At 41.0% G+C, this 26,818-nt stretch carries 17 protein-coding genes and 1 tRNA gene; 10 read left to right on the top strand and 8 right to left on the bottom strand.

Translation table 11 applies throughout. The features are described 5' to 3' along the window. Nucleotides 1–98 precede the first annotated feature (98 nt). The 3 genes from BM375_RS06340 to BM375_RS06330 form a co-directional block, all read right to left on the bottom strand. The gene (locus BM375_RS06340; protein ID WP_093364530.1) at nucleotides 99–569 is read right to left on the bottom strand and encodes a PH domain-containing protein; all 471 of its coding nucleotides are present in this window, start codon (nucleotides 567–569) and stop codon (nucleotides 99–101) included. Nucleotides 570–614: 45 nt separating this feature from the next. Beyond that, a tRNA-Gly gene (locus BM375_RS06335) sits at nucleotides 615–687 on the bottom strand. Nucleotides 688–782: 95 nt separating this feature from the next. Then, a complete protein-coding gene (locus BM375_RS06330; protein WP_093364528.1) occupies nucleotides 783–2,327 on the bottom strand; it encodes an NAD(P)/FAD-dependent oxidoreductase in 1,545 nt (514 codons plus the stop codon). A 324-nt stretch (nucleotides 2,328–2,651) separates the two neighbouring features. On the opposite strand from BM375_RS06330, the gene gltX reads away from it, so the two are divergent. Beyond that, nucleotides 2,652–4,175 (top strand): glutamate--tRNA ligase, encoded by a 1,524-nt coding sequence (gltX, locus tag BM375_RS06325; RefSeq protein ID WP_093364527.1) that lies wholly within the window; start codon nucleotides 2,652–2,654, stop codon nucleotides 4,173–4,175. Between the two features lie 87 nt (nucleotides 4,176–4,262). Next, the gene (locus BM375_RS06320) at nucleotides 4,263–5,147 is read left to right on the top strand and encodes a sugar phosphate isomerase/epimerase family protein (RefSeq protein ID WP_093364525.1); all 885 of its coding nucleotides are present in this window, start codon (nucleotides 4,263–4,265) and stop codon (nucleotides 5,145–5,147) included. Between the two features lie 30 nt (nucleotides 5,148–5,177). Here BM375_RS06320 and BM375_RS06315 read toward each other — a convergent pair whose 3' ends face one another. Continuing rightward, complete coding sequence (locus BM375_RS06315; RefSeq protein WP_093364524.1) at nucleotides 5,178–7,841, bottom strand: peptidase associated domain and porin domain-containing protein; 2,664 nt, start codon at nucleotides 7,839–7,841, stop codon at nucleotides 5,178–5,180. A gap of 1 nt (nucleotide 7,842) precedes the next feature. Next, a complete protein-coding gene (locus BM375_RS06310) occupies nucleotides 7,843–8,772 on the bottom strand; it encodes a GLPGLI family protein (protein WP_093364522.1) in 930 nt (309 codons plus the stop codon). Between the two features lie 135 nt (nucleotides 8,773–8,907). Between BM375_RS06310 and BM375_RS06305 the strand changes: the two genes are divergently transcribed. Then, on the top strand, nucleotides 8,908–9,336 hold the full coding sequence (locus tag BM375_RS06305; protein WP_093364521.1) for a hypothetical protein: 429 nt from the start codon (nucleotides 8,908–8,910) through the stop codon (nucleotides 9,334–9,336). Nucleotides 9,337–9,365: 29 nt separating this feature from the next. Here BM375_RS06305 and BM375_RS06300 read toward each other — a convergent pair whose 3' ends face one another. Together BM375_RS06300 and trmD are read right to left on the bottom strand one after the other, a co-directional pair. Continuing rightward, complete coding sequence (locus tag BM375_RS06300) at nucleotides 9,366–10,934, bottom strand: glycosyltransferase (RefSeq protein ID WP_244525839.1); 1,569 nt, start codon at nucleotides 10,932–10,934, stop codon at nucleotides 9,366–9,368. Between the two features lie 201 nt (nucleotides 10,935–11,135). Continuing rightward, entirely contained in the window at nucleotides 11,136–11,813 is a 678-nt protein-coding gene (trmD, locus tag BM375_RS06295; RefSeq protein ID WP_093364519.1) for a tRNA (guanosine(37)-N1)-methyltransferase TrmD, read from the bottom strand. 531 nt (nucleotides 11,814–12,344) lie between these two features. Here trmD and BM375_RS06290 point away from each other — a divergent pair. The 5 genes from BM375_RS06290 (at nucleotide 12,345) to BM375_RS06270 (ending at nucleotide 22,894) form a co-directional block, all read left to right on the top strand. Further along, nucleotides 12,345–15,509 carry a SusC/RagA family TonB-linked outer membrane protein gene (locus tag BM375_RS06290; protein ID WP_093364518.1) on the top strand — a complete coding sequence of 1,055 codons (3,165 nt, stop codon included), beginning with the start codon at nucleotides 12,345–12,347 and terminating at the stop codon, nucleotides 15,507–15,509. A gap of 21 nt (nucleotides 15,510–15,530) precedes the next feature. Beyond that, a complete protein-coding gene (locus BM375_RS06285) occupies nucleotides 15,531–17,069 on the top strand; it encodes a RagB/SusD family nutrient uptake outer membrane protein (RefSeq protein ID WP_093364516.1) in 1,539 nt (512 codons plus the stop codon). Between the two features lie 17 nt (nucleotides 17,070–17,086). Continuing rightward, entirely contained in the window at nucleotides 17,087–17,887 is an 801-nt protein-coding gene (locus tag BM375_RS06280; RefSeq protein ID WP_093364514.1) for a hypothetical protein, read from the top strand. 306 nt (nucleotides 17,888–18,193) lie between these two features. Continuing rightward, nucleotides 18,194–21,295 (top strand): SusC/RagA family TonB-linked outer membrane protein, encoded by a 3,102-nt coding sequence (locus BM375_RS06275; RefSeq protein ID WP_093364513.1) that lies wholly within the window; start codon nucleotides 18,194–18,196, stop codon nucleotides 21,293–21,295. 12 nt (nucleotides 21,296–21,307) lie between these two features. Further along, nucleotides 21,308–22,894, top strand: a complete 1,587-nt coding sequence (locus BM375_RS06270; RefSeq protein ID WP_093364511.1) for a RagB/SusD family nutrient uptake outer membrane protein — start codon at nucleotides 21,308–21,310, stop codon at nucleotides 22,892–22,894. A gap of 124 nt (nucleotides 22,895–23,018) precedes the next feature. On the opposite strand, the gene BM375_RS06265 is transcribed toward BM375_RS06270, so the two are convergent. Next, complete coding sequence (locus BM375_RS06265; RefSeq protein WP_093364510.1) at nucleotides 23,019–24,077, bottom strand: Mrp/NBP35 family ATP-binding protein; 1,059 nt, start codon at nucleotides 24,075–24,077, stop codon at nucleotides 23,019–23,021. Nucleotides 24,078–24,329: 252 nt separating this feature from the next. Between BM375_RS06265 and BM375_RS06260 the strand changes: the two genes are divergently transcribed. After that, nucleotides 24,330–26,060, top strand: coding sequence for a GMC family oxidoreductase (locus BM375_RS06260; protein ID WP_093364508.1), 1,731 nt, complete (start codon nucleotides 24,330–24,332; stop codon nucleotides 26,058–26,060). 12 nt (nucleotides 26,061–26,072) lie between these two features. Further along, entirely contained in the window at nucleotides 26,073–26,708 is a 636-nt protein-coding gene (locus BM375_RS06255; RefSeq protein WP_093364507.1) for a gluconate 2-dehydrogenase subunit 3 family protein, read from the top strand. The last annotated feature ends 110 nt before the right edge of the window (nucleotides 26,709–26,818 follow it).

Raw genomic sequence — 26,818 nt, 5'->3', positions numbered from 1 at the left:
TCATTGATTACAGCACAAAAGTACGTCAAAAACGCTTTGCTGTCAAGCTTTTTTATGTAAATAGTTGTCTGCACAACTTATTAATGACAGTCTGCTGATTATATGTCTTTTTTTGATAAATGCCTGTCTTTTGTAAATACTTCAATAGTCGGGTTTATTCGAACTAACTCATTAACAAGCTCTGTATTGTTTTCGGGAGTTATGAACGTGTCATCATATTTGTTAAAGTAAATGATGATGCCTTTTGTATTGCTGGTGGAGGGTTTATTGCTTAGCCAACAGCTGGTATTCACTTCCAGCTTTCGGATGGAGTGTATGGCGATTTTTCCTTTTAGAAATAACGTCTTGTAATGCAAAAAATCCCCTTCTATCCAATACCGAGTTGTTTTCTGGGCTATGAAATAAGCAATGCTGATAAAAGTATAGGAGAATAGTAGTAATCCACACCACACGATTATGTCGGCTTTTGTGCTAATAAATATAATGAATGTGGGAATCAAGATAAGGGTTGTAAACCCGTATATCGGTAATAATGGTTTTATACCTGTTTGGGGACCGAAATTTATCATACCCTAAAAATAAAAAAAGCTTCCTGAATTGAGAAGCTTTTTCTGAGCGAAAGACGAGATTCGAACTCGCGACCCCAACCTTGGCAAGGTTGTGCTCTACCAACTGAGCTACTTTCGCTTTTGTGCTACAAAGATAGAAGTTTACTTTTAATCTGTCAATATCTTATAGCTAATTTTTTAACAAAAAATGTATGTGGATTCAGCCTCAGGGACTTATGAAAGCCCTATTGCATCTACACAGTTAATCCCATCAATAGCAGCGGATACGATACCACCTGCATAGCCGGCGCCCTCACCACAAGGGTATAGTCCTGAAATCTCGGGATGTTGCAAACTGTCCTTGTCTCTTGGTATGCGGATGGGCGATGAAGTGCGGGATTCCACGCCAACCAATATAGCTTCATTGGTATAATAACCTTTCATCTTCTTGCCGAAAATTGGTAGAGCACCTCGTAGGGCTTTGTGTACAAAATCAGGAAGGACCTCTCGTAAATCCACACTTTTAGTTCCGGGTTTATACGAATTTTCTGGTAGCGTGCCCGAAACTTTACTATTGACAAAGTCAACCATACGCTGTGCTGGGGCGACAAGGCTGCCGCCGCCAAGGTCAAAAGCTTTCCGCTCCACTTGGCGTTGGAAATCCAACAGGGCAAAGGCATCTTCCAGAGCGTTAGGGACGTCATCCAAATTAATTTGTATCACTGTGCCCGAATTGGCATGCGGATTATTGCGCTTAGAGGGCGACCAACCATTCACCACGATTTCTTCTTTATCGGTAGCACAAGGTGCTATAATGCCCCCAGGACACATACAGAAAGAAAACACGCCACGGTCGTTGACCTGCTCCACCAAACTGTAATAGGCTGGGGGAAGGTTTTCATGGCGCACAGCACAGTGATATTGCGCCTGATCGATGATCTCTTGTGGATGTTCGATACGCACGCCCAAAGCAAAAGGTTTGGCTTCGATAAGCCAACCTTTACGACGGAAGAGCTCAAAAATGTCACGTGCAGAATGCCCTGTAGCGACAATTACATGCTCGCTTTTGATGTTCTCGCCATCTGCCGTCCGAACGCCTTCTACTTTACCGAAATTAACCAAGATATCGTCTACTCTACAGTTGAAATGGATTTCTCCCCCGTGCTCTAAAATGGTCTGGCGCATGTCCTCGATGATGTGTGGCAGCTTGTTGGTGCCTATATGCGGGCGAGCATCGACCAAGATATCAGATGTAGCCCCATGTTGTACAAAGATTTGCAATACTTTCTGTACGTCACCCCGCTTGTTGGATCGGGTATAAAGCTTTCCATCCGAATAGGTACCAGCACCGCCTTCACCAAAGCAATAATTAGATTCGGGATTAACAAATCCTTCTTTGTTGATTTTGGCCAAATCCCTACGCCTCTCGCGTACTTCCTTTCCTCTTTCTAATACAATAGGTTTCAACCCGCGTTCTAAACAACGGTAAGCGGCAAAGAGGCCAGCAGGCCCTGCGCCGATGATGACGACAGGCTTAGCTTGGTGTACAGGTTGTATGATAGGACGGATAATTTCCGGAGTGTAGGGTTCATCAATATAAAACACCACACGGATGCGGTAAACTACTTGACGGCTACGGGCATCAATGGAACGTTTGCGGATAAACATTCCTTGGATACGTTTGGGGGATAAGCCTAATTTTCGGGCTCCCTCCGATAGGATATGCTGCTCATCTTCGATAAAATCTGGCGTGATGGCAAGTTCAATTTCTTTTTGCATAAATATGGGCTGGGTTTTTATCCCAAAACATTACAAAGTTACATAATCGTCAGAAATTGCGTAATTTTGCCCTTATGAAATATCCATAATTGTAGAATATGAATAAAATCGTGGATATTCTAGGCAGTGTCTAAAAGCTCGCCGTCACCGTCATTGCGAGGCAACGAAGCAATCTAGTGACGGTAAAAACGCAGATTGCCTGCCTGCGGTAGGCAGGCTTTGTCGCTACGCTTCTCGTTCCGAATGCGTTCGGGAACGCGTTTTTACGTTTTTGCAACCTTTTTAGGCGCCCTCTTTACCCTTTAAAAGACAGATTATATACAAATGAATTTGCAGAGAAAAGTTCGTGTGCGTTTTGCACCAAGTCCTACAGGAGGTCTGCACCTTGGAGGTGTTCGGACAGCCTTGTTCAATTTCCTTTTTGCACGCCACCATGGGGGCGATTTTATATTGAGGATAGAAGATACCGACCAGACCCGCTTTGTTCCTGGTGCCGAAGAATATATTACGGAATGTTTGGCTTGGTGTGGCATTGCCCCGGATGAAAGCCCGAACAAGCCAGGAGCTTTTGGACCTTATCGTCAAAGTGAGCGTAAGCCTTCTTACCGTCAATATGCAGAGCAACTTATACGTGATGGCTATGCTTACTATGCGTTTGATACGGCAGAAGAGCTGGATGAGCAGCGCAAATCACAACCGAATTTTCGCTATTCACATGAAAACCGTATGCAATTACGAAATTCGCTGAGCCTTTCACCGGAAGAGACACAGGAACTTTTGGCATCGGGTCATCCGCATACTATCCGTATCAAGATGCCGATAGGTGAAACAGTATCCTTTGAGGATATGATTCGTGGACGTGTAGCTTTTGAAACGAATTTGGTAGATGACAAAGTGCTTTTAAAGGCTGATGGTATGCCTACTTACCACTTGGCCGTCGTGGTAGATGATAAGGCGATGGAGATTTCTCATATCTTTCGTGGCGAGGAATGGCTACCATCCGCACCAGTCCATATTTTATTATGGGAATATTTAGGCTGGAAATCGGATATGCCACAATGGGCACATTTGCCATTGATTTTGAAACCGGATGGCAACGGTAAGTTAAGCAAACGTGATGGTGATAGATTAGGTTTCCCAGTGTATGCTATGAATTGGGCAGATCCGAAAACAGGTGATTTGACCAAAGGTTTTCGTGAAATGGGATTTCTTCCTGAAGCGTTTATTAACATGCTGGCTGTATTGGGTTGGAACGATGGTACTGAACAGGAGCTCTTCAGTATGGACGAGCTTATTGCCAAGTTTTCCGTGGAACGTATCAGTAAAGCGGGGGCTAAATTTGATTTTGAGAAGGCCAAATGGTTCAACCACGAATGGATTAAGCAAACGAGTGATGAAGAACTATTGCCAAAGGTTACTGAAATATTGAGTCAGCACGGCATTGAGAAGGTAGATGCAGCTTATCAGGCCAAGATTTTAGGCTTAGTGAAAGAGCGTATGACTTTTGTGGAGGATTTTTGGGAGCAAGCTTCCTTCTTCTTCAAGACGCCGGAGGCTTACGATGTAGATGCCGTGAAACCGAAGTGGAATGCAGATAAAACTGCTTTCTTCCAGCATATTTCTATTGTATTTGCCGAAGTGGAGGATTGGAATGCCGCAACATTGGAACCCCTATTTAAAGAAAAAATTAGCGAATCTGGAATGAAGATCGGCGAGCTGATGATGCCTTTCCGTATCATGTTGGTGGGCGGAAAATTTGGTCCGGATGTATTCCAGATAGCTGAAGCGTTAGGTAAGGATGAGATCATTCATCGTATAGCAAATGCTTTACCTTTCTTTGAGGCATAAAAACAATTGAAAGATGAAAAATAAGGGAAAACGTACGTTTTCCCTTATTTTTTTCTTACATTAGATTAAAAAAAAACCTTAAAACTCATGAAAAAAAATGCATTATACGCTATGGCGTTGTTCGCTGGATTGTCCTTTTCAGCATGTTCTTCCGGCACTAATTCTTCAACAACAGCTACCGAAAAGACGGAACAGGATTCTTCGGTAACCTATCCGGAGGAGAAGCTTGGTTGGAAATTGGGAGCACAAGCTTATACCTTCAGATTGTACACTTTTGCAGAAGCTTTAGACAAGATTGATAGCGCCGATTTGCGCTATGTAGAGGCTTTCCCGGGACAGACGATCGGTGCCGGCAATGAGGAAAAAATGGGCTATACACTTTCGGAAGAAGGAAGGGCATTGGTGAAGAAATTGTTGAATGACCATAATATCACCTTGCATGCTTTTGGTGTGACCAATGGTAAGGATGAGGAAGAATGGGAGCAGATTTTTGCTTTCGCAAAAGATATGGGCATCAAGGTGATCAATTGTGAACCGGAGGAAGGACATCTAGATATTGTATCCGCATTGTGTGATAAATATGATGTGCGGGCTTCTATCCATAATCATCCGGAACCGACAACGTATTGGAAGCCGGAAATTGTATTGGCTGCCTTGGAAGGTAGAAGTCCAAAGATGGGAGCAACAGTAGATGTTGGACATTGGATGCGGTCGGGATTGGATCCTGTGGAATGCTTGAAGAAATTGGAGGGCAAGATCGTGCACTCGCACTTTAAAGATTTGAACGAGTTTGGAAAGAAAGATGCGCATGATGTGCATTGGGGAACGGGTAAATTACCTCTTCAGGGAGTTATTGACGAACTGAAAAGACAAAACTTTAATGGTATGTTATCCGCAGAATATGAATACAACTGGGAGAATAATCAAGGAGATGTAGCCGAAAGTGTACGAAATCTAAGAGAAATGTTGTAAAAAGAAAAAGGGCTTTCGCCCTTTTTCTTTTTATAGATTGAATATCACCTTAAATATCCCCATTCTTCCGCGCAACTGGTAACTGTTATGGGTTTGCTGGTTGGCGGAGATGGCGTAAGTCTCGAAGGTCTTCACGTTAGCCAGATTGGTTAAGCTCAACTCAAAATCTGTTTTTAACTTATTGCTACGGAAGCGCAAGAAGGTATCTACAAAGAAATAATTGATTTGTTCCATGTTGGGTTGCTCAGTTAGGAGATGCCGACCACTAATACGGAGGTATGCCCCTTGGAAAGGGTGAAATGGTAAGCCGATGTTCTGTGAAAGATTAAAGACCTTGTTGTTCAACGATGGATTGTTTTTCTGCTCAGAATTGGACCAAGCGAGTGTGCCGGAATAAGAAAGATTAATCTTCTTCCACAGTTTGGCTTCTATTTGGGGACGTAAACTCCATGTGCTGTTGTTGAAAGGCAGTACTTCCTGATTGAAAAGTTGGTTGAAGTTGGAGAAGCTATAGGATGCATTTAACTTAACTGTACTTGCCAAGACGAAAATGTATTTATCGAAACCAGCATTAGCTGAAAAAGAGCTGATGGAATTGGCGATGGGTAAAAGGATGGTCTGTGAAATAGAATTGTTGATGTCTTGAGCTACCATCGCATTACGTTTTGTATGCGAATAGTTCATACCCATATTGGCAAATAATAGATTTATCGTTCTGCTCCAACGATAGTTTAATCCCGTGGAATGTGTCTTACTCTCGTTGATATCTGTGTTGTTTTGGGAGAGTGTACGATAATTTTTGATGACAACTCCTCTGTAGATATCCTGGATATTGCCAAAAGAATTGGATAAGCTATACGATAAGGATAAGTCATCCTCTGCAGCTACACGGTATTTCAGCTGAAAGGAGGGATTGAACAATATTTTGTTCTGTCCTTTGTTCAACTGATAGTTTGGATCCTTAAATTGTGTGTGCTGTAAAGAGATGGGTAAAAATAAGCGCGTCTCTAATCGTTTTCTCTTCCAGTTATAGTCTGCCCCTAACGTATATTGTGTTCGTAACCAATGCAGGTCATTGACTGTAGAATCGTGGCTAGGGACAGATATTGTTCCATTTTGATTTAGGCTGATTTCTGACTGTAGTTTCTGGTCTTCTAGAGATAGCCCAAGACTGTAATACTGTTTTATTTTTCCTTTTGGAAAACGATAGCCTGTTGAGATACGACTGAAAAGAGTCGGCACCTCAAACTGCTGTATAGTAGCTATATAATCTTCTCCTTGGAGAAAGGTATTTGGAAAAACACCAGGAGAAATATGGAGTGTTTGAGGTTTATTACCGTAGTTTAAAAACCAATCGAATTGTATGATATTACCATTCTTTAGCTGTGGGACATATTGCAACTGATTGGTGATGCCTCGAATATGATGACTGAGTGAGGCTGTTAAATCTGTTGTGTTGCCTAAAATTTGTGAAGTTCCTTTTTCCCTTTCATATTCGAAAGAAAAGTTATTCTCAACAAACTGTTTATCTACATTTTTGGATATCGAAAATCGGAGAGCAGCAAGAAACTGTCGAAAATCACTGTGCTGGCGCTCATCAAAGCTGATTGTTTGCTGTGGGGTGAAATAATCAGTTTTTCCAGCAAAATCAAGATGATTTTTGTCGTATATAGCCTGTATATTAGACTTTAATTGCCAATTATTCTGCAGATTAGTTAGATTGTTGGTATTGAGTGTGCCGGAATTATTCATGAAATAATGCTGCTTGGCAATAGGAGGGGCACTGACTGTTCCCAAACTCAATAAATTGTTGGTGGGTGTACTCCCTAAGCGTGCCAACGTACTGTTGCGGTTAAAACCGATTAAATCTCCGGTAAGGTCTCTCCCCACATTGTTGCCCTGGATGACATTGAGCATTTTGAACTTTTTGTTGAAAAGAATTGTATTGACTTCACTGTCATATTGTTTAGGCAACCCTGCCCCAATCTTAGCTTGCCCGGTTAGTTTCAATTTAGCTTCGTCCTTAATCACCAAATTAATGGCTACATCATCAGTGAACCGCTTGTTTTTTAACACCTTGAGGTGTTCATGATTGTCCAATACCTGTATGTCTTTGACCATTTTATGGGGAATGGTACGTGTGCCTAAGTTATACCTATCTTCTAGTAAATCGTCACCGTCTATATACATTTTCGAAACATCTTTACCCTGGTATTTGATTTGTCCGGACTCGGAGACTTCCATGCCAGGAAGTCGACTGATGACTTCGCCAATACTGCGGTCTTCTTCTTTGGCGAAACTTCCTACATTGTAAGATAAAGTATCTCCAATACGTCTTACCTGGGGTCGACTTTTTACTTGTACATCTTCCAATAGTATCTGTTGGCCTTCCAATTCAACCACAAGATTACTGATCGTAGTCTCTAATGCTATTTGCTTTTTTTTGTAACCCAAATGATTGACCTCAATATAAGCTCCAGTTAGGTCCCGATTAGTCTTTATGTTAAAGGAACCGTCTGCCCCCGACACTTTGAATGCTATGATTTTGTGTTCGGATGATTTTATGTTGACGCTGGCCGAACGGATAGGATTGCCATTGGCTTTATCTTTTAATATTCCAGATATTGTTGTTTCCTGTGCCTCAACTAAGTGGAAGCACAGGAAAGTGATAAGGAAGAGTATTGTTTTTTTCACGTTATGGCGTTAGTTCAATAGGGTTGTTGGTCGTTCCAGAAGGTTTGTAATCATCTTCGTTTTTGATGTTCATGGATTTGATTTTGCTCGCGTCTATAGATGCTGATGAATTTTCTGAACCGCCAGAAACTCGTATAGAGGCACTTGCTGAAGTAGAACCGCTACCTGAGACTCTCACCGAGTTTTCCCTTCCTTGCGCTGTTGTAAAAGTCCCTCCAAGCTTTGATTGGGTATATGCTTGGGGGTTAGCACGGTAGGCTTCGGCTAATTTATTGACTTCTTTTTCTGTTGATTTTAATGCTTTTTCCGGTGTGGAAACGAGCGTTTCTGTGTCTTCCAGTTTGTCAAATCCTGAATATTCAAAAACAACTTCTTTGTTCGTATCATAGACTTCGAGAATCAAACCCGGTAAGCCGTTCAGCTTCCAGGGGCCTGCAGTAAACGGTAGTTCGGTAGTGAACCAAGCGGTATAATCCCGACCTTTGAAGTGGGTAGTTGCTTTTTGGACTTCATATCCTCCAATAGTCTTACTTTCCTCCCTGATTTCCCAGTCTTGTGTGGGGAATTCATTGTCAATAATGAATTTATCGATGCTGATTTGTCTAACTTCCTGGGAGATTTGATTGGCAAAATCCAAGAAATAGGACTCTTTTACGGGAGTTGTATTGCGACTGATAACCAAATTTCCATCGAATGCCGGATCATTCAATTGTTTTTGCATATCCTCTTGTGCACGTGTCGAAGAATAGCTGCTGTAGTAGGAGCTGGAAGTGCCTAAATAAGTGACGACTTCATCCCGAAGGTGTTTATCTCGTTGTGTGGTGTCGTTCACATGTTTGAAGATGTAATGAATTTTGGCTACAGCCTTCTCTTGTGCGTTGAGGGTCAGGGAGCCTATACATAGGCTGAATACTATAAATAATCTTTTCATGATCTATTTGTTATGAATTAATCAAAGATATACGAAAATATCGTAAATACAAATAATGTTAAGTTTTTTTGTGATTGAGGATTTGGCATAGTACTTGAAAAATAGTTTTGATATTACTGTATAAATTCGAAAAATATGAAAACATTTACTTTTAAAAACTGGATGTTTCTTTGCTTAGGAATTATGGTTGTTGGCCTCGGGGCCTGTAGCAAAGAGACCGTTGATAATATGGGGCGAGATACCGCGCTGAATATTATTCGTACAGGGACTTGGGAAAGTTGGACAAAAACTGTTGCAGGTTCATCTAATCCGGATTTGAATGTGACGGTACAAATTTTGGAAGAAGGAGAGACGCTCAACTTCGATAAGGATGGGGCTTGGCATAAGAAAAATGACGGTACAGCACAGTCGCATACTTATCATATGCCGACTTCCAAAAGTATGGTTTTTGATGGGGTAGAATATCAAATTAAAGAAAGCATAGTCGGTGGAGTGAGTACGCTAACTTTGACTCACATAGAGGGTGCTGTAACTACCACTATGGTCTTCAAACGGAAGCGATAAATGAAGGTAGAGGCAAAATGCCTCTACCTTCATTTATTTTTCTCCTCTATCCAGAGCGACATGTATTTGGTACTGTTAAATTGTTGTGATTTGAGTATTTCCCCTATGAAATTTCCTTCCCGATGTTGATGTACCTGTTTTTGTATTTCTTCTATCCTCTTTAAAAATATATCACAAAACATCTGCTTGCTGTATTGTTTATTAAGAAGGTTGATGCTTTGCTGTTGCATAGCTTTCCAAAGAGATGAAGAACGATAAAGCTGTTGTGCTTTTTGGACAAAAGTATTCCATTCGTCTTCTATGAATCCATTCCATCTGCCATCTATCGACATTGATTCTGCTCCCACGGAAGTGGTGATATTGGGCGTGCCGCTTTGCATGGCATCTATTAATTTTCCCTTTGCTCCTGCACCAAATGGGATAGGAGCTAGCAGCACACGGTAGTTTTCCATGGCTTCACGAGCATCGTCTGCTCTGTCTTTGATGAAAAAGCGTTCCTTAGGATTATGTAGTTGGTAGACTTTCTCTGTAGCGTAGGCTCCGTATATATGTAGTGAAGCTTCTGGCAGAAGTTCCCTTAAGCGAGGCCAGATTTCTTTTTTAAGTATTAATGTCGTATGCCAGTTGGGCTCATGGAGGAAGTTCCCGATGAACATAAAGTCTTCCCGATCATCATAGCCTTTCCAGTTGGAAATGCGTTTCTCGTCTATCTCATCTTCTAAAAAGGGTAGATAAAACAGTATCTTTGATGATAGTTGAAACTGTTCTGTTAAGAGCTGGATTTCGGTTTTAGAAATCATAAGTGATAAATCACAACGTAGAATAGATGCAATTTCGCGCTTAGCAATATCATTGTGATAAACAATGGATTCGTTTTTGCTTGATGCGAGTTGGCGTGCCTTACGTAGAAAGTGTAGATCTTCAGTGTCGAGAATTGTTATCGCCTGAGGAAGGGTTTCGCGAACTCGCCAACCGTATTGCTCCTCAATTATAAACCGATCGAAAACAACCATATCTGGCTGTAAATCTTTGATAAAGCTGTCGAAACTGCTGTCATTTAGGATGATGCTTTGCTCGGCTACAGGCCAGGGCTCCCAATCGTAACTGTGTGGAGATTTCGCTGCGGCAGATGCAAAAGTAACTTCGTAACCTCCAGAAAGAAAACATTCGACTAATTGTATAATACGTGTTCCCGCAGCGGAAGAAGTTGGCTCCGGCCAGACTAAACCTATAAAAAGGACTTTCTGCATAACTCGAAAATACAAAATAGGAGGGAATAAAGGTAGCTTTTCTTTCGACAATATGTCGATTCCTCCCTCCCGACTATCTTTCCGTCCCTCACCGGGACAGGGCGTCACTTTTGAAGGGCAAAAGTGACCAAAACCCTTTGTCCCATCCGAGGTGGTTTGTCGCACACCCCACCCCACACAAAAGAAATCCCTCTCCAAGTCTGAAACCACTGTCCGAAGCTTTTTAGAGAGCTTCGGACAATAGTTTCCATGCCTTTCCCTTCCGCACAATCCCTCGGGATTTACTTTGTCTTTCCACCTCTGGGATGGAACAGAGAGTGCTTCAGCACCTTGCAGTGTAGTACTCAAATTTACTAGCACAAAACACTCCTTAACCGAAATTCCGCCTCAAAAGTTTTGACATCTGTAGAAAGCCTATCTTTGCACTATCTAACATGTCAAAGCTTTTAAGCGGAGAGTTTTTTGTATACTTTTTTGCGGAAAAAAAGTATGGGCCAGTCGCGGCCTAAGCGACAAAGAATCTTTATAGCGAGAATCTCCGTTTAACTCTTAGTCCTTTAATAAATCTGGTCTCCGCTCTTGTGTCCGTTTGAGTTGCTGTTCGTCGCGCCATGCAGCTATTTTAGCTTCATGACCGCTCAAAAGAACATCAGGAACCTTGTGACCGCGCCACTCTGCCGGACGTGTATAAATTGGAGCGTCTAATAAGCCGTCTTGAAAAGAATCGGAAAGCGCAGAGGTTTCATCGGAAAGTACCCCCGGAATTAACCTTGCAATAGCATCTACTAATATAGCTGCAGGTAATTCTCCTCCAGATAGAACGTAATCGCCGACGGAGATCTCTTTAGTGACAAATACGTCACGGATGCGCTGATCTATTCCTTTATAATGGCCACAAAGAATGATGATATTTTCAGTAGAAGATAAAGTGTTGGCAATATCCTGATTTAAGGTTTCCCCGTCAGGTGTCATGTAGATAACTTCATCATATATGCGTTCACCTTGTAACTTTTCAATACAAGCTGCAAAAGGTTCAATTTGCATCACCATGCCTGAACCTCCACCATAAGGATAGTCATCTACAGACTTATGCTTGTTATCGGCATAGTCTCGAAGATTGTGTACATAGATTTCGACTAATTCCTTTTTCTGTGCACGTTGAAGAATGGAGTGTGCAAATGGACTTTCCAGTAAGCCTGGCAATACGGTAATAATATCAAAACGCATGCAGCAAAGATAGGAAGATTGTTTGGAGCAGGAAAGGCTAATCTGGTAGGATTGTTTTATTGTAAGTATGGCTAGATTTGTAAGTGGGAGTCTTTAACAATCAGTAGTTTGACTGTAAACAAGAAAATAATGTGGTCGTGGTATATTATGGTTGAAAAAATCCATGTAACAATGATACTGCAAAAGACCTTTGTATATGTTTCTGTTATATTGGATAATGTTTTATATGTTGTCGTTTTCAGAATATAATTCTGTTATTAATGTTATTTTTTTGTTAAAGTTGTTATTGGTGGGTTGTTTTTCCTTTTTTTATATTTCTGAGTGTTTTATTGCTTTTTTAGCATCGTGAGAATTTATTGTTAAAATATTTGCAGTGATAATCTAATTTTTATAGGTTTGTCCACACTTTAACAGTTTTTAACAAATGTTTTAGCTGTTTTGGGGATGTTCAACCAAATTTATTTTGGTTGAGTCGTAAGCTTACAAATAATAAAAACAATTATAATAGTAATAACTAAACAAACAAATCACATGAAACAAAAATTACTCAGTTTTGTTCTGCTGTTTACGCTTTTTATAGGGGCGGCATACGCGCAGAATCGGCAAGTGAGTGGTAGGGTGACTTCTGCGAGTGATGGATCTCCATTGGCTGGAGTTTCTGTCGTTGTTGTTGGGACAACTGATGCCACTCAGACAGATGCTTCGGGGAGTTATTCCATCAATGTATCTGGTAACAATGCTACTTTGGCGTTTTCTTACATTGGCTACGCAACCCAACGTGTAAATGTTGGCTCACGGTCAGTAGTAAATGCTCAATTGATTGGTGACGACACAGAATTGGATGAAGTTGTTGTTGTCGCTTATGGTACATCTACACGCTCCGCTTTTACAGGATCTGTAGCTACAGTAAAGGCGGAAACGATTGAAAACAGACCGATTACTAGTATCACCAAGGCTTTGGATGGAGCTGCACCAGGGGTAGTTTCTACTTTGGGTTCAGGACAACCTGGTTCTGATGCAACAGTACGTGTTCGTGGATTCGGTTCTATCAATGCTTCAGCTAATCCGCTGTATGTTGTGGACGGTATTCCATTTAATGGTGACCTTAACTCCATCAACCCTAATGATATTGAAAGCTTAAGTGTATTGAAAGATGCTGCAGCTTCAACATTGTACGGTTCTAGGGCTGCAAATGGTGTGGTTATGATTACAACCAAAAAAGGGAAAGAAGGTAAGGTTTCTGTTAACTTTAGAACGAATGTAGGTATCGCTTCTCGTGCAGTGAAGCGTTACGATGTCATGGATACTAAAGAGTATTTGGAGACAGTATTCCAAGCGTATAAAAATGATGAAATTTATACCAAAGGAACCCCAGAAGGACAAGCAGGAGTCAACGCGGTTAACCGTTTGAAAGGTACTGTAGATCCTATTTTTGGTGTTAATGAACAGTATAATCCGTATAATGTTCCTGTTGACCAACTGTTCGATCTTAGTACGGGTAAAATTAACTCCAATGCCCAATTAAAATGGAACGAAAACTGGTTGGACGAAGTAATGGCGAGTAATCCTGTTCGTCAGGAATATCAATTTGATGCTTCTGGAGGCAGTGATAAAATCAAAACAATGGCTTCTATTAATGCATTGAAAGAAGATGGTTTGTTAAAAACCACTTCCTATGATAGGTTTACAGGTCGTGTTAATACAGAATTAAAACCAGTAGATTGGTTTAGAACAACGATGTCTACTAACTTTGCAAGAAGTACAACTAATTCATTAGAGGCTACTGGTAGTACAACCTCAAATGTTTGGTATTCTTCAGAGCAAATGGCTCCTCTATACCCAATTTGGGAAAGAGATGCAAATGGTGATTTTGTGTTAGATGTTGATGGTAACCGCTTATTTGATTACGGTCTTGACCGTGCGTCAGGAGCACAGCAAAACTTCAACTCTATCGCAACATTGTATGATGATAAATATTACGATATCAGAAACAATGCAGGTGCAAGAGGTATGATCGAATTTAATACGAAGGATAGTAAATACGGAGCGTTCCAAGGCTTTACTTTAGCAGTTAACTTAGGAGCAGATTATAGAGATAACCTTTATACCTACTACTACAACCCGTATTTTGGTAATGCCGCTGGTTCTGGACGTTTAAATAAGCAATCGAGAAAAGTATTTTCTTATACATTTAACCAACTCTTGACTTGGGATCGTACATTCGATAAACATAATGTAAATGTCTTGTTGGGTCACGAGAACTATAGCTATAAGTTTAATCACTTAAGTGCACAGAAAACAGGATTCCCTTTTGGAGGTATCTATGAATTGGCACCTGGTTCTACCATAGCTGATGCGGATTCGTATGAAAATAATGAAACCATTGAATCCTATTTCTCAAGATTAGAGTATAACTTTGATGGTAAATACTATCTATCGAGTAGTTTTAGAGCTGATGGATCCTCTCGATTCTATAAAGACAATCGTTGGGGTAATTTCTGGTCAATCGGTGGAGCTTGGAGAATCTCAGAAGAAGATTTTCTTAAAGATGTTTCTTGGTTGAACAGCTTTACAATTAAATCAAGTTATGGTGGCCAAGGTAATAATGATTTGCTTTTTGATGGTGCATCTGCTTATTATGCATGGCAAGCTTTCTATGACTTAACATGGAATAACGCCAACAACAATGGTGGTAAAGTTTCATCAGTTGAGAATAAAAGAGTTACTTGGGAGAAAAATAAAGCTTTCAACGTCGGTTTTGATGGACGTTTTGTAGATAACAGATTAACGGTTGGTTTTGATTGGTACACTCGTAAAACTACGGATATGTTGTTAAATAGACCATTGGCCTTATCTTTAGGTTTTGATGGATTCAACGACAACGTGGGCGATATGAAAAACTCTGGTTTCGATCTTTCATTGGGTTATGATGTAATCAGAAATAGTGAGTTGACTTGGAACATTACCGCTATGGGATCTAAAGTGAAAAACGAGGTTTTGAAATTGACAGACGGTCAAAATGAGATTATTAGCGGAAGCAATATAATTCGTGTTGGCGAGGCCCTAAACTCTTTCTATATGGCAAGAAGCGCAGGGGTTGATCCAGGGACTGGTGATCAATTGTACTGGGTCTATGACAATAAAGACGATGAGTTTGACTTAAGCAAGCATTATATTTCTAACGATATGGGTAAAGCTGCAGCAAGTCGTGTTATGTTGGGGAACCGCATTCCTAAGTTATATGGATCTTTGTCAACAAGTGTAACTTATAAGAATTTTGATTTCTCGGCAATGACAACTTACTCTATTGGAGGTAAAATCTATGATGTTGTTGGATATTCATATATGACTCCACTTTACATAGGTAATAACTTTTCAAGAGAAATGTTGAGAGCATGGAAACAACCTGGTGACGTTACAGATATTCCTCGTGTCCAAAAAGAAGCGACTTATACTTTGACTGATAGATCTTTGGTAGATGCATCTTATTTCTCTATCAAAAATATCGCTATTGGCTACACATTTAATGTGAAAAGTATCGGTCTAAACTCTGTAAGAGTTTTTGCACAAGGTGATAACTTGGCATTGTTCTCTGCTAGACAAGGATTAAATCCTCAGAATAACTTTACTGGAACGACAGGCTATGTATATACGCCTAACCGAACGATTTCTGCAGGTGTTAACCTTAAGTTTTAATCGAATAAATAAGAGAAAGAAATGAAAAAAATATTTTATATATCTGCTTTGAGTCTTGCATTGGGTCTTTCCTCTTGTAGTAAAGATTTCTTAGAGACAAAACCTACAGACAGGGTCGACGCTCCTACTTTGTTTGAAACTACTGATGGGGCGCAAGTAGCTTTAGATGGTATTTACCGTATGCTATATACCTCTGGCTGGGCAACAGGTAATACACACCAAAACTTTGGGATCTTATCAACCAAACTCTACACCTCTTTAATGGGGGAAGATTTGTTACAAGACGCGCAGGGTAATGGTTGGTTCTATTTTGACTATCGTTATGATGTCCGCTCGAGATTTACTGCGACTACTTGGAGACCCTATTCCACTTGGAATTTTTATTACAATATCGTAAGTAATGCTAACTATATTTTGGCACAAGAGGAGACATTGCCAGGAGATCCAGCTGTCGTAAGTAAAATTATGGCTCAGGCTTATGCCCTTAGAGCATATGCTTATTTCCAGTTAATTCAATCTTTCCAACAAACTTATGTTGGACATGAGAATGCACCTGGGGTACCTTTATATACTGAGCCCACTACTTCTGCATCTGAAGGAAAGGGAAGAGGTACTGTTGAAGAGGTGTATGCACAGATCAACACGGATTTAGATAAAGCTATATCCATGCTTGATGCAGACAAATCGCAAGCACATAAATCGCATATTGATTACTATGTTGCCAATGCTATTAAAGCAAATGTTGCTTTGGTACAGAATAAGTGGACCGACGCTGTAACACATTCTACTGCGGCCTTATCTAAGTCTGGTTTAGCAATGATTACTGGTGATGATTTGCAAAGTGGGTTTAACAACAGAAACCTCAAAAGTGTATTGTGGGGATCTGAAGTAATAGCGGATCAATCTGGTATCTATGCGTCTTTCTTTGCACATATGGATGCGAGAGCAGATCGTTATGCAAGGTCTTCAAGAAAGGTTATCTACAATTGGCTATATGATCAAATCCCTTCAACGGATGAGCGTAAAGCTTGGTGGCAAGGCCCTACTGATGGAGGAACTAATGATACCAAGCCATATAACCAGCGTAAGTTCCGTTATTCTGATTTGGCAACCGACTTGGGAGACTATATCTTCATGCGTGCAGAAGAAATGCAACTTGTAAAAGCTGAAGCTTTAGCGCATGCGGGAAGATTGCCAGAGGCAAAAACAGCTTTAGAAGAATTGATGAAACTTAGAAACCCACAAGGTTACCAAGCTATTTTGAACGCAATGACAATGTCTAATAGTTTGACCATGGGCTCTATTGGAAGCCCTACAACCTTGATGGATCAGATCATTCTTCAACGTCGTATTGAATTATGGGGTGAATCTGAGCGTATTTTTGATATTTTGCGTTTGAAAACAGGATTTAATAGAAACGCAGCAAACTCAAACCATACGGCTAAGCCAAATTGGAATACTTTGGATCCAGCTAACAAGGAGTTTATTTTAACAATTCCTCAGAAGGAATTCGATGGTAATCCAAATATGGATGCGACGAAAGATCAAAACCCAATGTAATTTTAAAGAATATAACAATGAAAAGAGTTTATATACATATCGTAGGTGCACTTGCCTTGGCGTTTGGGCTATCCTCTTGTGATAAGACCGATGGAACATTGTATCCTGGAGAGCCAAATAAAGTGAGTTTTTTTAACGTATCGACAAGTCTAACGATGGAGGGGGGATCAATCAGTGTTCCTGTAGGTAGAACCTCAACAAGTGGAGAGCTTTCGGTGCCTGTAACGATTTCTGCTGCTGGTGCGGGCTATACGGACATCTTTAAAATGGACGGACCTGTAGTATTTGCCAATGGAGAAGCGAAATCTTATGCTAAAGTTAACTATGGCGATTTTTCGAAGATAGACCCTAGCGCATTATCTGTTACCTTGTCGGGTACTGATGTTATAGCAGGTCTAGCGTTCCCTATTTCCCTTAATATTCCTGATGAGAGCCTATCTCCTTCCAATAGAAAGAAAGTGGATGTTTTGGCTTCCAGTATTCTTAATTTTGGAGCTGCTGCGACTGCTCAATTGAATTCAGAAGAAGGATGGATGGGTGATACATATGGTGTTGAAGTCGCGAAATCAGAAGGAGCAAATGTATACAAGGTGATAAAGCCATTTGGATATACAAGCTTTGCTTTTATGATTAAGTCTGATGGTGAAACAATTGTTTGTCCTAACCAAATTATTGATAATCACCCAAGCTACGGACCTGTTTCTATGACATCCGTTACAGGAAAATTGGTTGATGGTGTTGTAACTTTGAATGTCGGAGCTTACACGGTATCCGCTGGTTCTTTCGGAGGAGGTGTTGAAATTATTAAACTTCCTTAGAAGCAAAAACCTATTCAATATTTCTTAAGGTGGCCCATTGGGCCACCTTTTTCTTTTATGTAGGCCTCTTGCAAAGAGCTATTGCATTAATTTTACATAAAATAATAGTTTCTTTGCCTTTTTATGTGAAGTGATTTGATATTTTCTATATTGATTTCATAAAGAAATAATACCAAAATGTTTTTTTGAAAAATTTGTTAAAAAGTGTGAAGATTGTTATTTTTTTGTTACGTTTGTGTTGTAGTTGTTGTAACAATCGTTATACATTATGCTACTAACAAAACAATTAAACTAAATAATACACACATGAAACAAAAATTACTCAGTATCATTTTTGTGCTTACTTGCTTGATAGGGCAATCGTTTGCGCAGAATCGTCAGGTGAGTGGTCGGGTTACTTCAGCTTCGGACGGAAGCTCCTTAAGTGGGGTTTCAGTTGCTGTTGCAGGTAGTAATGTCGCTACACAAACAGATGGTTCAGGAAATTATTCGATCAATGTTGCTGCTGATGGCACATTGGTCTTTACGTACGTTGGTTATACCACTCAACGAGTGACTGTGGGTAACCGTAGTACGGTTAACGTAGTTCTTCAAGGTGGAGAAACTTCGTTGGATGAGGTTATCGTAACAGGTTACGGTACACAGACGAAGAGAGAGATTACAGGTTCGATTACTTCTATTAAAGGAGAGGAGTTCGCAAACGTGACAGCTCCATCGTTGGATAGATCTTTATCTGGTTTGGCTGCGGGTGTGCAGGCGTCGAATACTTCAGGTATCTTGGGGCAGCCGGCAAAAATCCGTATCCGTGGGGTAAGTTCTATTTCCAGCTCTTCGGATCCATTGTATGTGATTGATGGTGTGCCATTTATCACAGGCGATCAAAGTGCCGTATTCTACACGAACCCATTGGGAAGTCTTAACTCCAACGATATCGAAAGCGTTGAAGTATTAAAAGACGGTGCGGCTACAGCAATTTATGGTTCGAGAGCAGCAGGTGGTGTTATCTTGATCACAACCAAATCAGGTAAAGCTGGTCAGGTAAAAGCGACTTATGACAATTGGTTCGCTGTTGCTACGCCTGCTAAACGTTACGACTTGATGAATGCGAATGAGTTTATCGAAATCACGAATGAAAAATTAGCTGCAAGAGGATGGGATCCAGAGGCATTCCCTACCTCAGATCCTGTAACAGGACAAGTGTACGATACAGACTGGCAAAAAATTGCTTTCAGAAATGCTTTCCAACAAAATCATGCTATGTCTTTGAGTGGTGGTACGGATAAAACGACCTATTATTTCTCTGGAGGCTACAGCAATATGGAAGGTGTGTCTGTATCGAACAACCAAAAACGTTATAACATCCGTGGTAAGGTAGATCAGAAAGCATTCAATAATAGAGTAACATTTGGTTTGAATACTGCAGTTTCTTACGTAGAGGACCGTGGTTTTAATGATGGAGGAAATTCTCTTTCGGGGAATGTAGCTAACTCTTTAGTGGCTCTTCCGAATGTACCTGCAAAATGGGCAGATGGTACATATAACTTGTCTGCAGATGGTGCTGCACTAGGATCCGGCGCGAACTTGTCTGGTATTGATGGTAACTATACAAACTTAGCGTATGTGTTAGATCACAATATTTATAAGTCGGCTAACCTACATTTCAATGGTAATGCTTATGCGAATGTGAACCTGCTTAAAGGGTTAGATTTTAGAACCCAGATTGCTACGCAATATATTGCCGGAGAAGAATATTTGTATTGGAATCCAGAGCACGGAGATGGTCGCTCAGTGACGGGACGTATTTATCAATACTATTTACCAAGCTTCCGCTACAACTGGCAGAATACCTTAAACTATAAGGTAGATTTTGGTACAAGTCGTTTGGATATCGTTGCCGGTTTAGAATATCAGAAATCAAAAAGTCGCAACTTCTTTGCACACGGAACAGGTTTATCATCGACTTATTTTGCAGAAAATGAGAACATCATCTCTGGTTCATTGACAAATCAATTGTTGGGTGGCGGTGCTTCTGAAAGAGCTTTCCAGTCTTCTTTTGCCCGTGCAAACTATGTGTTGTTGGATAGATACTTCTTGTCAGCAACTCTAAGACACGATAAAATCTCTTCATTGCCACATGGCAAACAGAGTGCCACCCTTCCTGGGGTTTCATTGGGATGGGATGTTGCACGTGAAGACTTTTTTACAAGCAACTTTATCAGCCAGTTTAAGTTAAGAGGTGGTTATGCGGAGGTGGGTAACACCGAAATAGGCTCTTACCCTTATGCGGGGATTTTTGCTGCTCGTATTTATGGAGCTGATGCGGGTATTTACTATTCACAGGCCGGTAATCCCGATCTTAAGTTCGAGACCAGTAAAAAAATCAATGTCGGTTTAGATATGGCTTTCCTAAATGACCGTATTACATTCACGGCAGATTTCTTCCGCAATAATATTGATAATATGATTTTGGCTGTGCCAATGTCTCCATCATTAGGTGTTCCGGGTAACTCGATCAATATGAATGTTGGTAAGATGTTTAACCAAGGTCTTGAGTTTACAGTAGGAGGAAATGTGATTTCTAACGATAACTTCGTATGGAATACCAACTTCAATGCTACTTTCGTAAAGAATGAAATTCAGACACTGGTTGATGGAAATGACATTACCTACACTTATCATGTAAATAGAGAAGGCGAATCCATTGGCTCTTTCTTCGGATATGAATATTACGGAGTAAATGCTGAAAACGGTAATGCTATCTATAGAACAGACAAAGGTGAATTGGTTCAAAACGTTGCAGGTACAACAAGTTACCGTAAATACGATGCAAGCAATCCTACTGACGTAAGCCAAGCTGGTTCTTTGGGAGACAAACAAATCTTGGGCAAATCATTACCTACATGGTACGGTGGTTTTAACAATACTTTCCGTTACAAAGGTTTAGATTTCGTTGTGAATATGGTTTATTCAGGAGGTAATAAAGTTTACAACCAAACTCGTCAAGAGGCTTTGAATGGTATGGACTTCAGAAATGCAGGAACGGAATTGTTGGATCGTTGGACTACTCCTGGTCAACAAACAGATGTACCTAAAGTGGTTTACGGACACGGTTCTTCTATCAATTTGGAAGGAAGAACGAATAGTCGCTTCTTAGAAAATGGTAATTTCTTACGTATGAAAACCATCGGTGTTGGTTATTCATTCAATAATGCACCATTCTTGTCTACAATACACCTTTCCAGCTTGAGAGTATACGCAAATGTTGAAAATGCATTCGTAATTACAAAATACTCTGGTATAGACCCAGAGGTGGCTAATAGCTTTACAACAAATAGCCAATCAGCATTAGATAACAGAGCAAATATGATTCCGCGTACATTCACGTTAGGACTTAATGTTGGATTTTAAAAATTGAATAACATGTTTAAGACGAAAATAAAATATAAAATCTTTGGGGCATCATTATTAGCATTGTGCTTGTCCTTTAGTTCTTGTGAGAAATTCACAGAGCTGGATCCGCTGTCTGCACTTTCAGAAACAACGGCATTCACCACACCTGAAAATATCGAATTGGCGGTAAACGGTATGTATTGGCAGGCGGCTGTAGGTACGTATAACGGTGGGGCCGGTCGTGGTTACCCATTTGGTGGAGCTTCTATTGAGCAGGGAGAGATGCGTGGCGAAGATATGGTCAACTTACAGGCCTTTTTCCAAATCACGTATCAGAATACTTACAATGTGACTTCTGCGAATAATGTTAATCACTGGGAACAGCTTTATGCTTTGATTAACCAGTGTAATGTTATTATCGAAGGTGTGGATGGAGCAGTTTCTGCCGGCGTTCTATCTGCCGAAGTAGCTAATCCATACAAAGGAGAAGCACTTTTCCTGCGTGCATTGTCTCACCATGAATTGCTGATACATTTTGCACGTCCGTATGCTGATAACCCTACAAGTAATTTAGGTGTTCCATACAGAACGATTGCTATTACTAGTGCCGCTGCGGCTTCCGAAGCAAATGCTTTGGAAAGAGGTACTGTCGCAGATGCGTATGCTAAATTATTAGCTGATTTGGATGAAGCAGAAAATATTCTTCCTGCGACACGCTCATCAGCTGCCGCGCGTATTTCTCGTGCGACAAAAGGTGCAGCTATTGCCTTGAAAACACGTATCAAGTTACATCAAGCAGATTACAAAGGTGTAATTGCAGAAGGAGCTAAATTGGGAACGGATGCAAGTTCGGCACCTTTCCAGTCTTCTATTGGGGGATTCAGATTAGAAGCAGATCCAACTACACCTTTCTTAAGTTATACGAACAACGTGGAGTCTATTTTCTCCGTAGCGCAAAGTATCGCATCGAATGGTGGTGTGAACGGAGCTATCTCAGGAATGTTAGGGCCATCGGCATTAAATGGTCGTGATTTGGTAGCAATAAGCCCGAACTTCTACAACATTGACTTCTGGTTGGCAGACGATGTGCGTAAGAAAGAGCTTACTTATAAACAAAGTGCGGGAGATCGTCCATTTGTATATACTTATAAATTCAGAAAATATGGGGATAACGACGATTGGAATCCGATTTTGCGTTATTCGGAGGTTCTGTTAAACGTAGCAGAGGCATATGCTTATGATGGTAATGATGCACAAGCTTTACGTTTATTGAATGCTGTTCGTGACCGTGCAGTTGGCGCAGCAAATTCTTTTGGAGCCACAGCTCCTTCAGATTTGAAAAAGGCAATTTATAACGAACGTCGTATAGAGTTCTCTGCAGAAGGGAAAAGATGGGGTGATGTACATCGTTTAGCGCTTTCCCCTTATGGAACAGGAGGAATTCCAGCCAAAGTATTGCCTCAGCAGTTGTCATCTGCGGTGTATGATGGTTCAACTATCTTAACTCCGGCACAGGCTGTGGTTGCTTATTCTGAATATGTTTTCTTGTGGCCTATCCCACAATCAGAATTGGATGCTAACCCTGTGTTAAGAGGGCAGCAAAACCCTGGATGGTAATCGCTGATTTATATTCAGCTGTAAATAAAATCCCCAGCACTTTTGTGCTGGGGATTTTTACTTGGCGGTTATCTTCTGTAAAATAATAAATAAAGCCTACTGATCTTCCGGTAGGCTTTATTTATTATTTGCTATTAGCTAAAATACTCAACTCTTGGGCTACCCGTCCTGCAATGAATTTATATGCTTCCGCCACAGGTTCATCTGCATCCAAAAGAATGGGGAAACCATTGTCTCCGGAATCTGCAACAGCTTTTACTAAAGGGATTTCTCCTAAGAAAGGTACATTGTTGGTTTCTGCGAGTCTTTTACCGCCGTCTTTGCCGAAAATATAGTATTTGTTGTCAGGAAGCTCTACAGGTGTGAAATAAGCCATGTTCTCCACAACGCCTAAAACAGGGACATTGATGCCTTCCATTTGATACATGGCCAGTCCCTTAATGGCATCAGCTAGAGCGACCTGTTGAGGTGTAGTTACGATAACAGCTCCGGCTATAGGATAGCCTTGTGCTACAGTTATATGGATGTCTCCTGTTCCGGGAGGCATATCCACTACCAAGTAATCCAATTCTCCCCAGTCGGTATCTCCAAAGAGTTGCTTAATGGCAGAAGTCGCCATGGGGCCTCGCCAAGGAATGGGTTGATTCGGGTCGGTAAAGAAACCGATGGAGAGTAATTTAAGACCAAACTTCTCAACCGGGACAATCTTAGTTTTGCCATCAGCCGTCTGTGTGGACTGTGGTTTAACCCCTTCCAGCCCGAACATCAGAGGTAAAGATGGACCGTAAATATCAGCATCCAATAAACCAGTTTTAGCGCCTGTTTCTGCTAGTGCTAAAGCCAGGTTACTAGCTACGGTGGATTTACCAACTCCACCTTTGCCGGAGGAAACCAGAATAATATTTTTAATACCATCAAGCTGTGCATCTGCTCCGATAACGCGAGAGGTCATATTGATTTCTGTTTCAACCTCTTTGCCAATAAATAAAGCAATTGCATTCCGGCATGCATGTTCAATATGTCCTTTCAGAGGACAAGCTGGGGTGGTTAGGACGACATCAAATTTAATCTTGTTAGGAAGTATCTCTATATTTTGTATCATGTTGAGTGTTACCAGGTCCTTTTTGAGGTCAGGCTCTTCGACATGACTTAAAGCGTGCAAAACTTGTTCTCGTGTAATCATTTCTTAATATTGTAAGGCAAATTTACGGATTGCTCAAGATAATCATGTCATAGGTTTGTTTGTTCGTCTAACAGTTTTTGTCTTATGGTATTGAGTTTCTATATTTGACCAGCAGTATGTCTCCCTCCGTAACCATCATGATACACAGATATTTTTGGTGGAAAATAAAACTTTTTTCTATATTTACTTTTGCTAAATGGTATTAGTAAAAGAGAAGAGATTAAAATAAACCGAATAATCAATTTGTAAATCATGTCAAATTATCAGATTAAAGAGAGTCCGGAGGTATATGATGCTATTGTTGTGGGGTCAGGTGCAGGCGGAGGTATGGCTGGTTATATCCTTGCACATGCGGGACTTAAGGTCTTAATGCTCGAGGCTGGACCGTTCTATGATCCAGCTGTGGATGCATTGCAGCTCCGTTGGCCTTGGGAATCCCCAAGACGTGGAGCAGGTACTACACGCCCTTTCGGGGATTTTGATGCCGCCTTCGGTGGTTGGCAGCTGGAAGGTGAGCCTTATACAAAGGTTGCAGGGACAGAATTTGAATGGTTCCGTGCAAGGATGTTGGGGGGGCGTACAAATCACTGGGGACGTATCTCCTTACGTATGGGACCGGACGACTTTAAACCAAAAGATGGAGTAACAGATGAATGGCCAATTACCTATGATGAAGTAAAACCGTTTTACGATCGTGTTGACCGTATGATTGGAATTTATGGAACGGTAGAGGGCATAGAAAATGAACCAGACGGCATCTTTATGAAGCCACCAAAACCTCGCTTGAACGAACTTTATATTGCTAAAGGAGCAAAAAAAGCCGGTGTACCGGTTATTCCGGGTCGAGGTTCGGTCTTGACAGAGGTATCTCCTGAGATTAAAGGTCGCGGAACATGTTTCTACTGCGGACAGTGCGGAAGAGCTTGTAAGGTTTATGGTGATTTTTCATCTTCGTCCTGTCTGGTCATTCCAGCGATGAAAACAGGCAATCTGAAAGTGATTGACAATGCGATGGTGCGGGAAGTGATTACCAATGATGAAGGAGTTGCAACAGGGGTTTCTTATGTGAACACCACAGATTTACAAGAATACGTTGTTCGTGGCAAAACGGTTATCCTTGGAGCAAGTGCCTGTGAAAGTGCGCGGATTATGTTGAACTCCAAATCAGCAGCACATCCAGGGGGGGTAGGCAACAGCACTGGTTTGGTCGGTCGATATCTGCACGATTCAACAGGTGCAAGTTTATCGGGCTATCTACCTCAGTTGATGGACAGAAAACGCTATAATGAAGACGGCGTTGGCTCCGTACATATCTATTCACCTTGGTGGGAAGACAACAAAAAATTGAATTTCCCGAGAGGCTATCATATTGAATATGGAGGCGGATTACACATGCCTTCTTATGGTTTCCTAAATTGGGTGCCGAATGTGAATAGCAGAGATAAAAATGGTGAAAGCAAAGACAGAGGTGGTTACGGTAAATCTTTAAAGCAAGACTATCGCAGCTTTTACGGTGCAAACGTAGGTATGGCAGGACGGGGAACAGCATTGGCCCGAAAAGACAATTACTGTGAAATCGACCCGAACAGAGTGGATAAATATGGTATTCCTGTACTTCGTTTCCATTACAAATGGGCACATGAAGAGGTTCAGCAGGCTAAACACATGATCGATACCTTCCAATCTATTATGCATGAGATGGGAGCTGTTATTACTTCAAGGATTCCTGGTGCGGATACCATGTATGGCTTGGAAGCTCCGGGGAAAATTATCCATGAGGGTGGTACAACCCGTATGGGTAATGATCCGAAAACATCGGTACTGAACAAATGGGGGCAAGCACATGACTGTAAGAACCTATATGTAGTGGATGCCGGACCTTTTGTGCAGCAAGGGGATAAGAACCTGACGTGGACTATCTTGGCACTGTCTATGCGTACCGCAGAATATATTTTGGAAGAGAAGAAAAAGTTAAACAGCTAATAAAATATTGCGATGAACAGAAGAGAATCATTAAAAGCATTAGGGCTGGTAGCTGCAGGTTCAGGTCTATTGGCAGGAGCTTGTAAAGATGATAAAAGTAAGAGTGTACAGGCAGTAGCGGACGCAGATAAGCTACCTGGTGTAATGGATTGGGAGCATGAACGCACCCAGAAATTATTGGAAGAGAAATTCTTTACCGATCATGAAATGGCAACGATTACCGTCTTAGCAGATATTATTATACCCAAAGATGAAGTCTCAGGATCGGCGTCAGAAGCAGATGTGCCAGAATTTATCGAATTCATGGTGAAAGATCTTCCGGATAATAAGACACCTATGCGCGGAGGTTTGAAGTGGTTGGATCTGCAAGCACAGCGACGTTACGGTGATGCATTTGTCAATTGCAAGGAAGCCGATCAACTCGCTTTGGTGGAAGAAATTGCTTACCCTGAAAAAGCGAAACCTGAAATGCAACAAGGCGTAGCTTTCTTTTCCTTAATGCGTAATCTGACTTCCTCGGGATTCTTCACGAGCGAAATAGGTATTAAGGATATAGGCTATGCCGGAAATAGACCCGGCGTATGGAACGGTGTTCCCGAGGATGTACTTAAAGAGCACGGTTTTGATCCCGAAAAGTTTTTTGGATAAAAAATCAATCTATAAAGCTTGATTATAGTTGCGTATATTGCATACGATGGTGAAATCAGGAAACCTTATAGGTTGTGCTGAATTGAAAAAGCTAATATTAAAATACAAGT

Origin of the sequence: Sphingobacterium wenxiniae (assembly GCF_900116225.1) — a bacterium.
GTDB lineage: Bacteria > Bacteroidota > Bacteroidia > Sphingobacteriales > Sphingobacteriaceae > Sphingobacterium > Sphingobacterium wenxiniae.
The sequence above is the reverse complement of the archived record's forward strand: the minus strand, read 5'-3'. Positions and strand labels throughout refer to the sequence as shown.

What these genes read in the sequence shown, in the direction of transcription:
- BM375_RS06340 (WP_093364530.1), bottom strand. Translation starts at nt 569, where the DNA reads ATGATAAATTTCGGTCCCCAAACAGGTATAAAACCATTATTACCGATA.
- BM375_RS06330 (WP_093364528.1), bottom strand. Translation starts at nt 2,327, where the DNA reads ATGCAAAAAGAAATTGAACTTGCCATCACGCCAGATTTTATCGAAGAT.
- gltX (WP_093364527.1), top strand. Translation starts at nt 2,652, where the DNA reads ATGAATTTGCAGAGAAAAGTTCGTGTGCGTTTTGCACCAAGTCCTACA.
- BM375_RS06320 (WP_093364525.1), top strand. Translation starts at nt 4,263, where the DNA reads ATGAAAAAAAATGCATTATACGCTATGGCGTTGTTCGCTGGATTGTCC.
- BM375_RS06310 (WP_093364522.1), bottom strand. Translation starts at nt 8,772, where the DNA reads ATGAAAAGATTATTTATAGTATTCAGCCTATGTATAGGCTCCCTGACC.
- BM375_RS06305 (WP_093364521.1), top strand. Translation starts at nt 8,908, where the DNA reads ATGAAAACATTTACTTTTAAAAACTGGATGTTTCTTTGCTTAGGAATT.
- trmD (WP_093364519.1), bottom strand. Translation starts at nt 11,813, where the DNA reads ATGCGTTTTGATATTATTACCGTATTGCCAGGCTTACTGGAAAGTCCA.
- BM375_RS06290 (WP_093364518.1), top strand. Translation starts at nt 12,345, where the DNA reads ATGAAACAAAAATTACTCAGTTTTGTTCTGCTGTTTACGCTTTTTATA.
- BM375_RS06285 (WP_093364516.1), top strand. Translation starts at nt 15,531, where the DNA reads ATGAAAAAAATATTTTATATATCTGCTTTGAGTCTTGCATTGGGTCTT.
- BM375_RS06280 (WP_093364514.1), top strand. Translation starts at nt 17,087, where the DNA reads ATGAAAAGAGTTTATATACATATCGTAGGTGCACTTGCCTTGGCGTTT.
- BM375_RS06275 (WP_093364513.1), top strand. Translation starts at nt 18,194, where the DNA reads ATGAAACAAAAATTACTCAGTATCATTTTTGTGCTTACTTGCTTGATA.
- BM375_RS06270 (WP_093364511.1), top strand. Translation starts at nt 21,308, where the DNA reads ATGTTTAAGACGAAAATAAAATATAAAATCTTTGGGGCATCATTATTA.
- BM375_RS06265 (WP_093364510.1), bottom strand. Translation starts at nt 24,077, where the DNA reads ATGATTACACGAGAACAAGTTTTGCACGCTTTAAGTCATGTCGAAGAG.
- BM375_RS06260 (WP_093364508.1), top strand. Translation starts at nt 24,330, where the DNA reads ATGTCAAATTATCAGATTAAAGAGAGTCCGGAGGTATATGATGCTATT.
- BM375_RS06255 (WP_093364507.1), top strand. Translation starts at nt 26,073, where the DNA reads ATGAACAGAAGAGAATCATTAAAAGCATTAGGGCTGGTAGCTGCAGGT.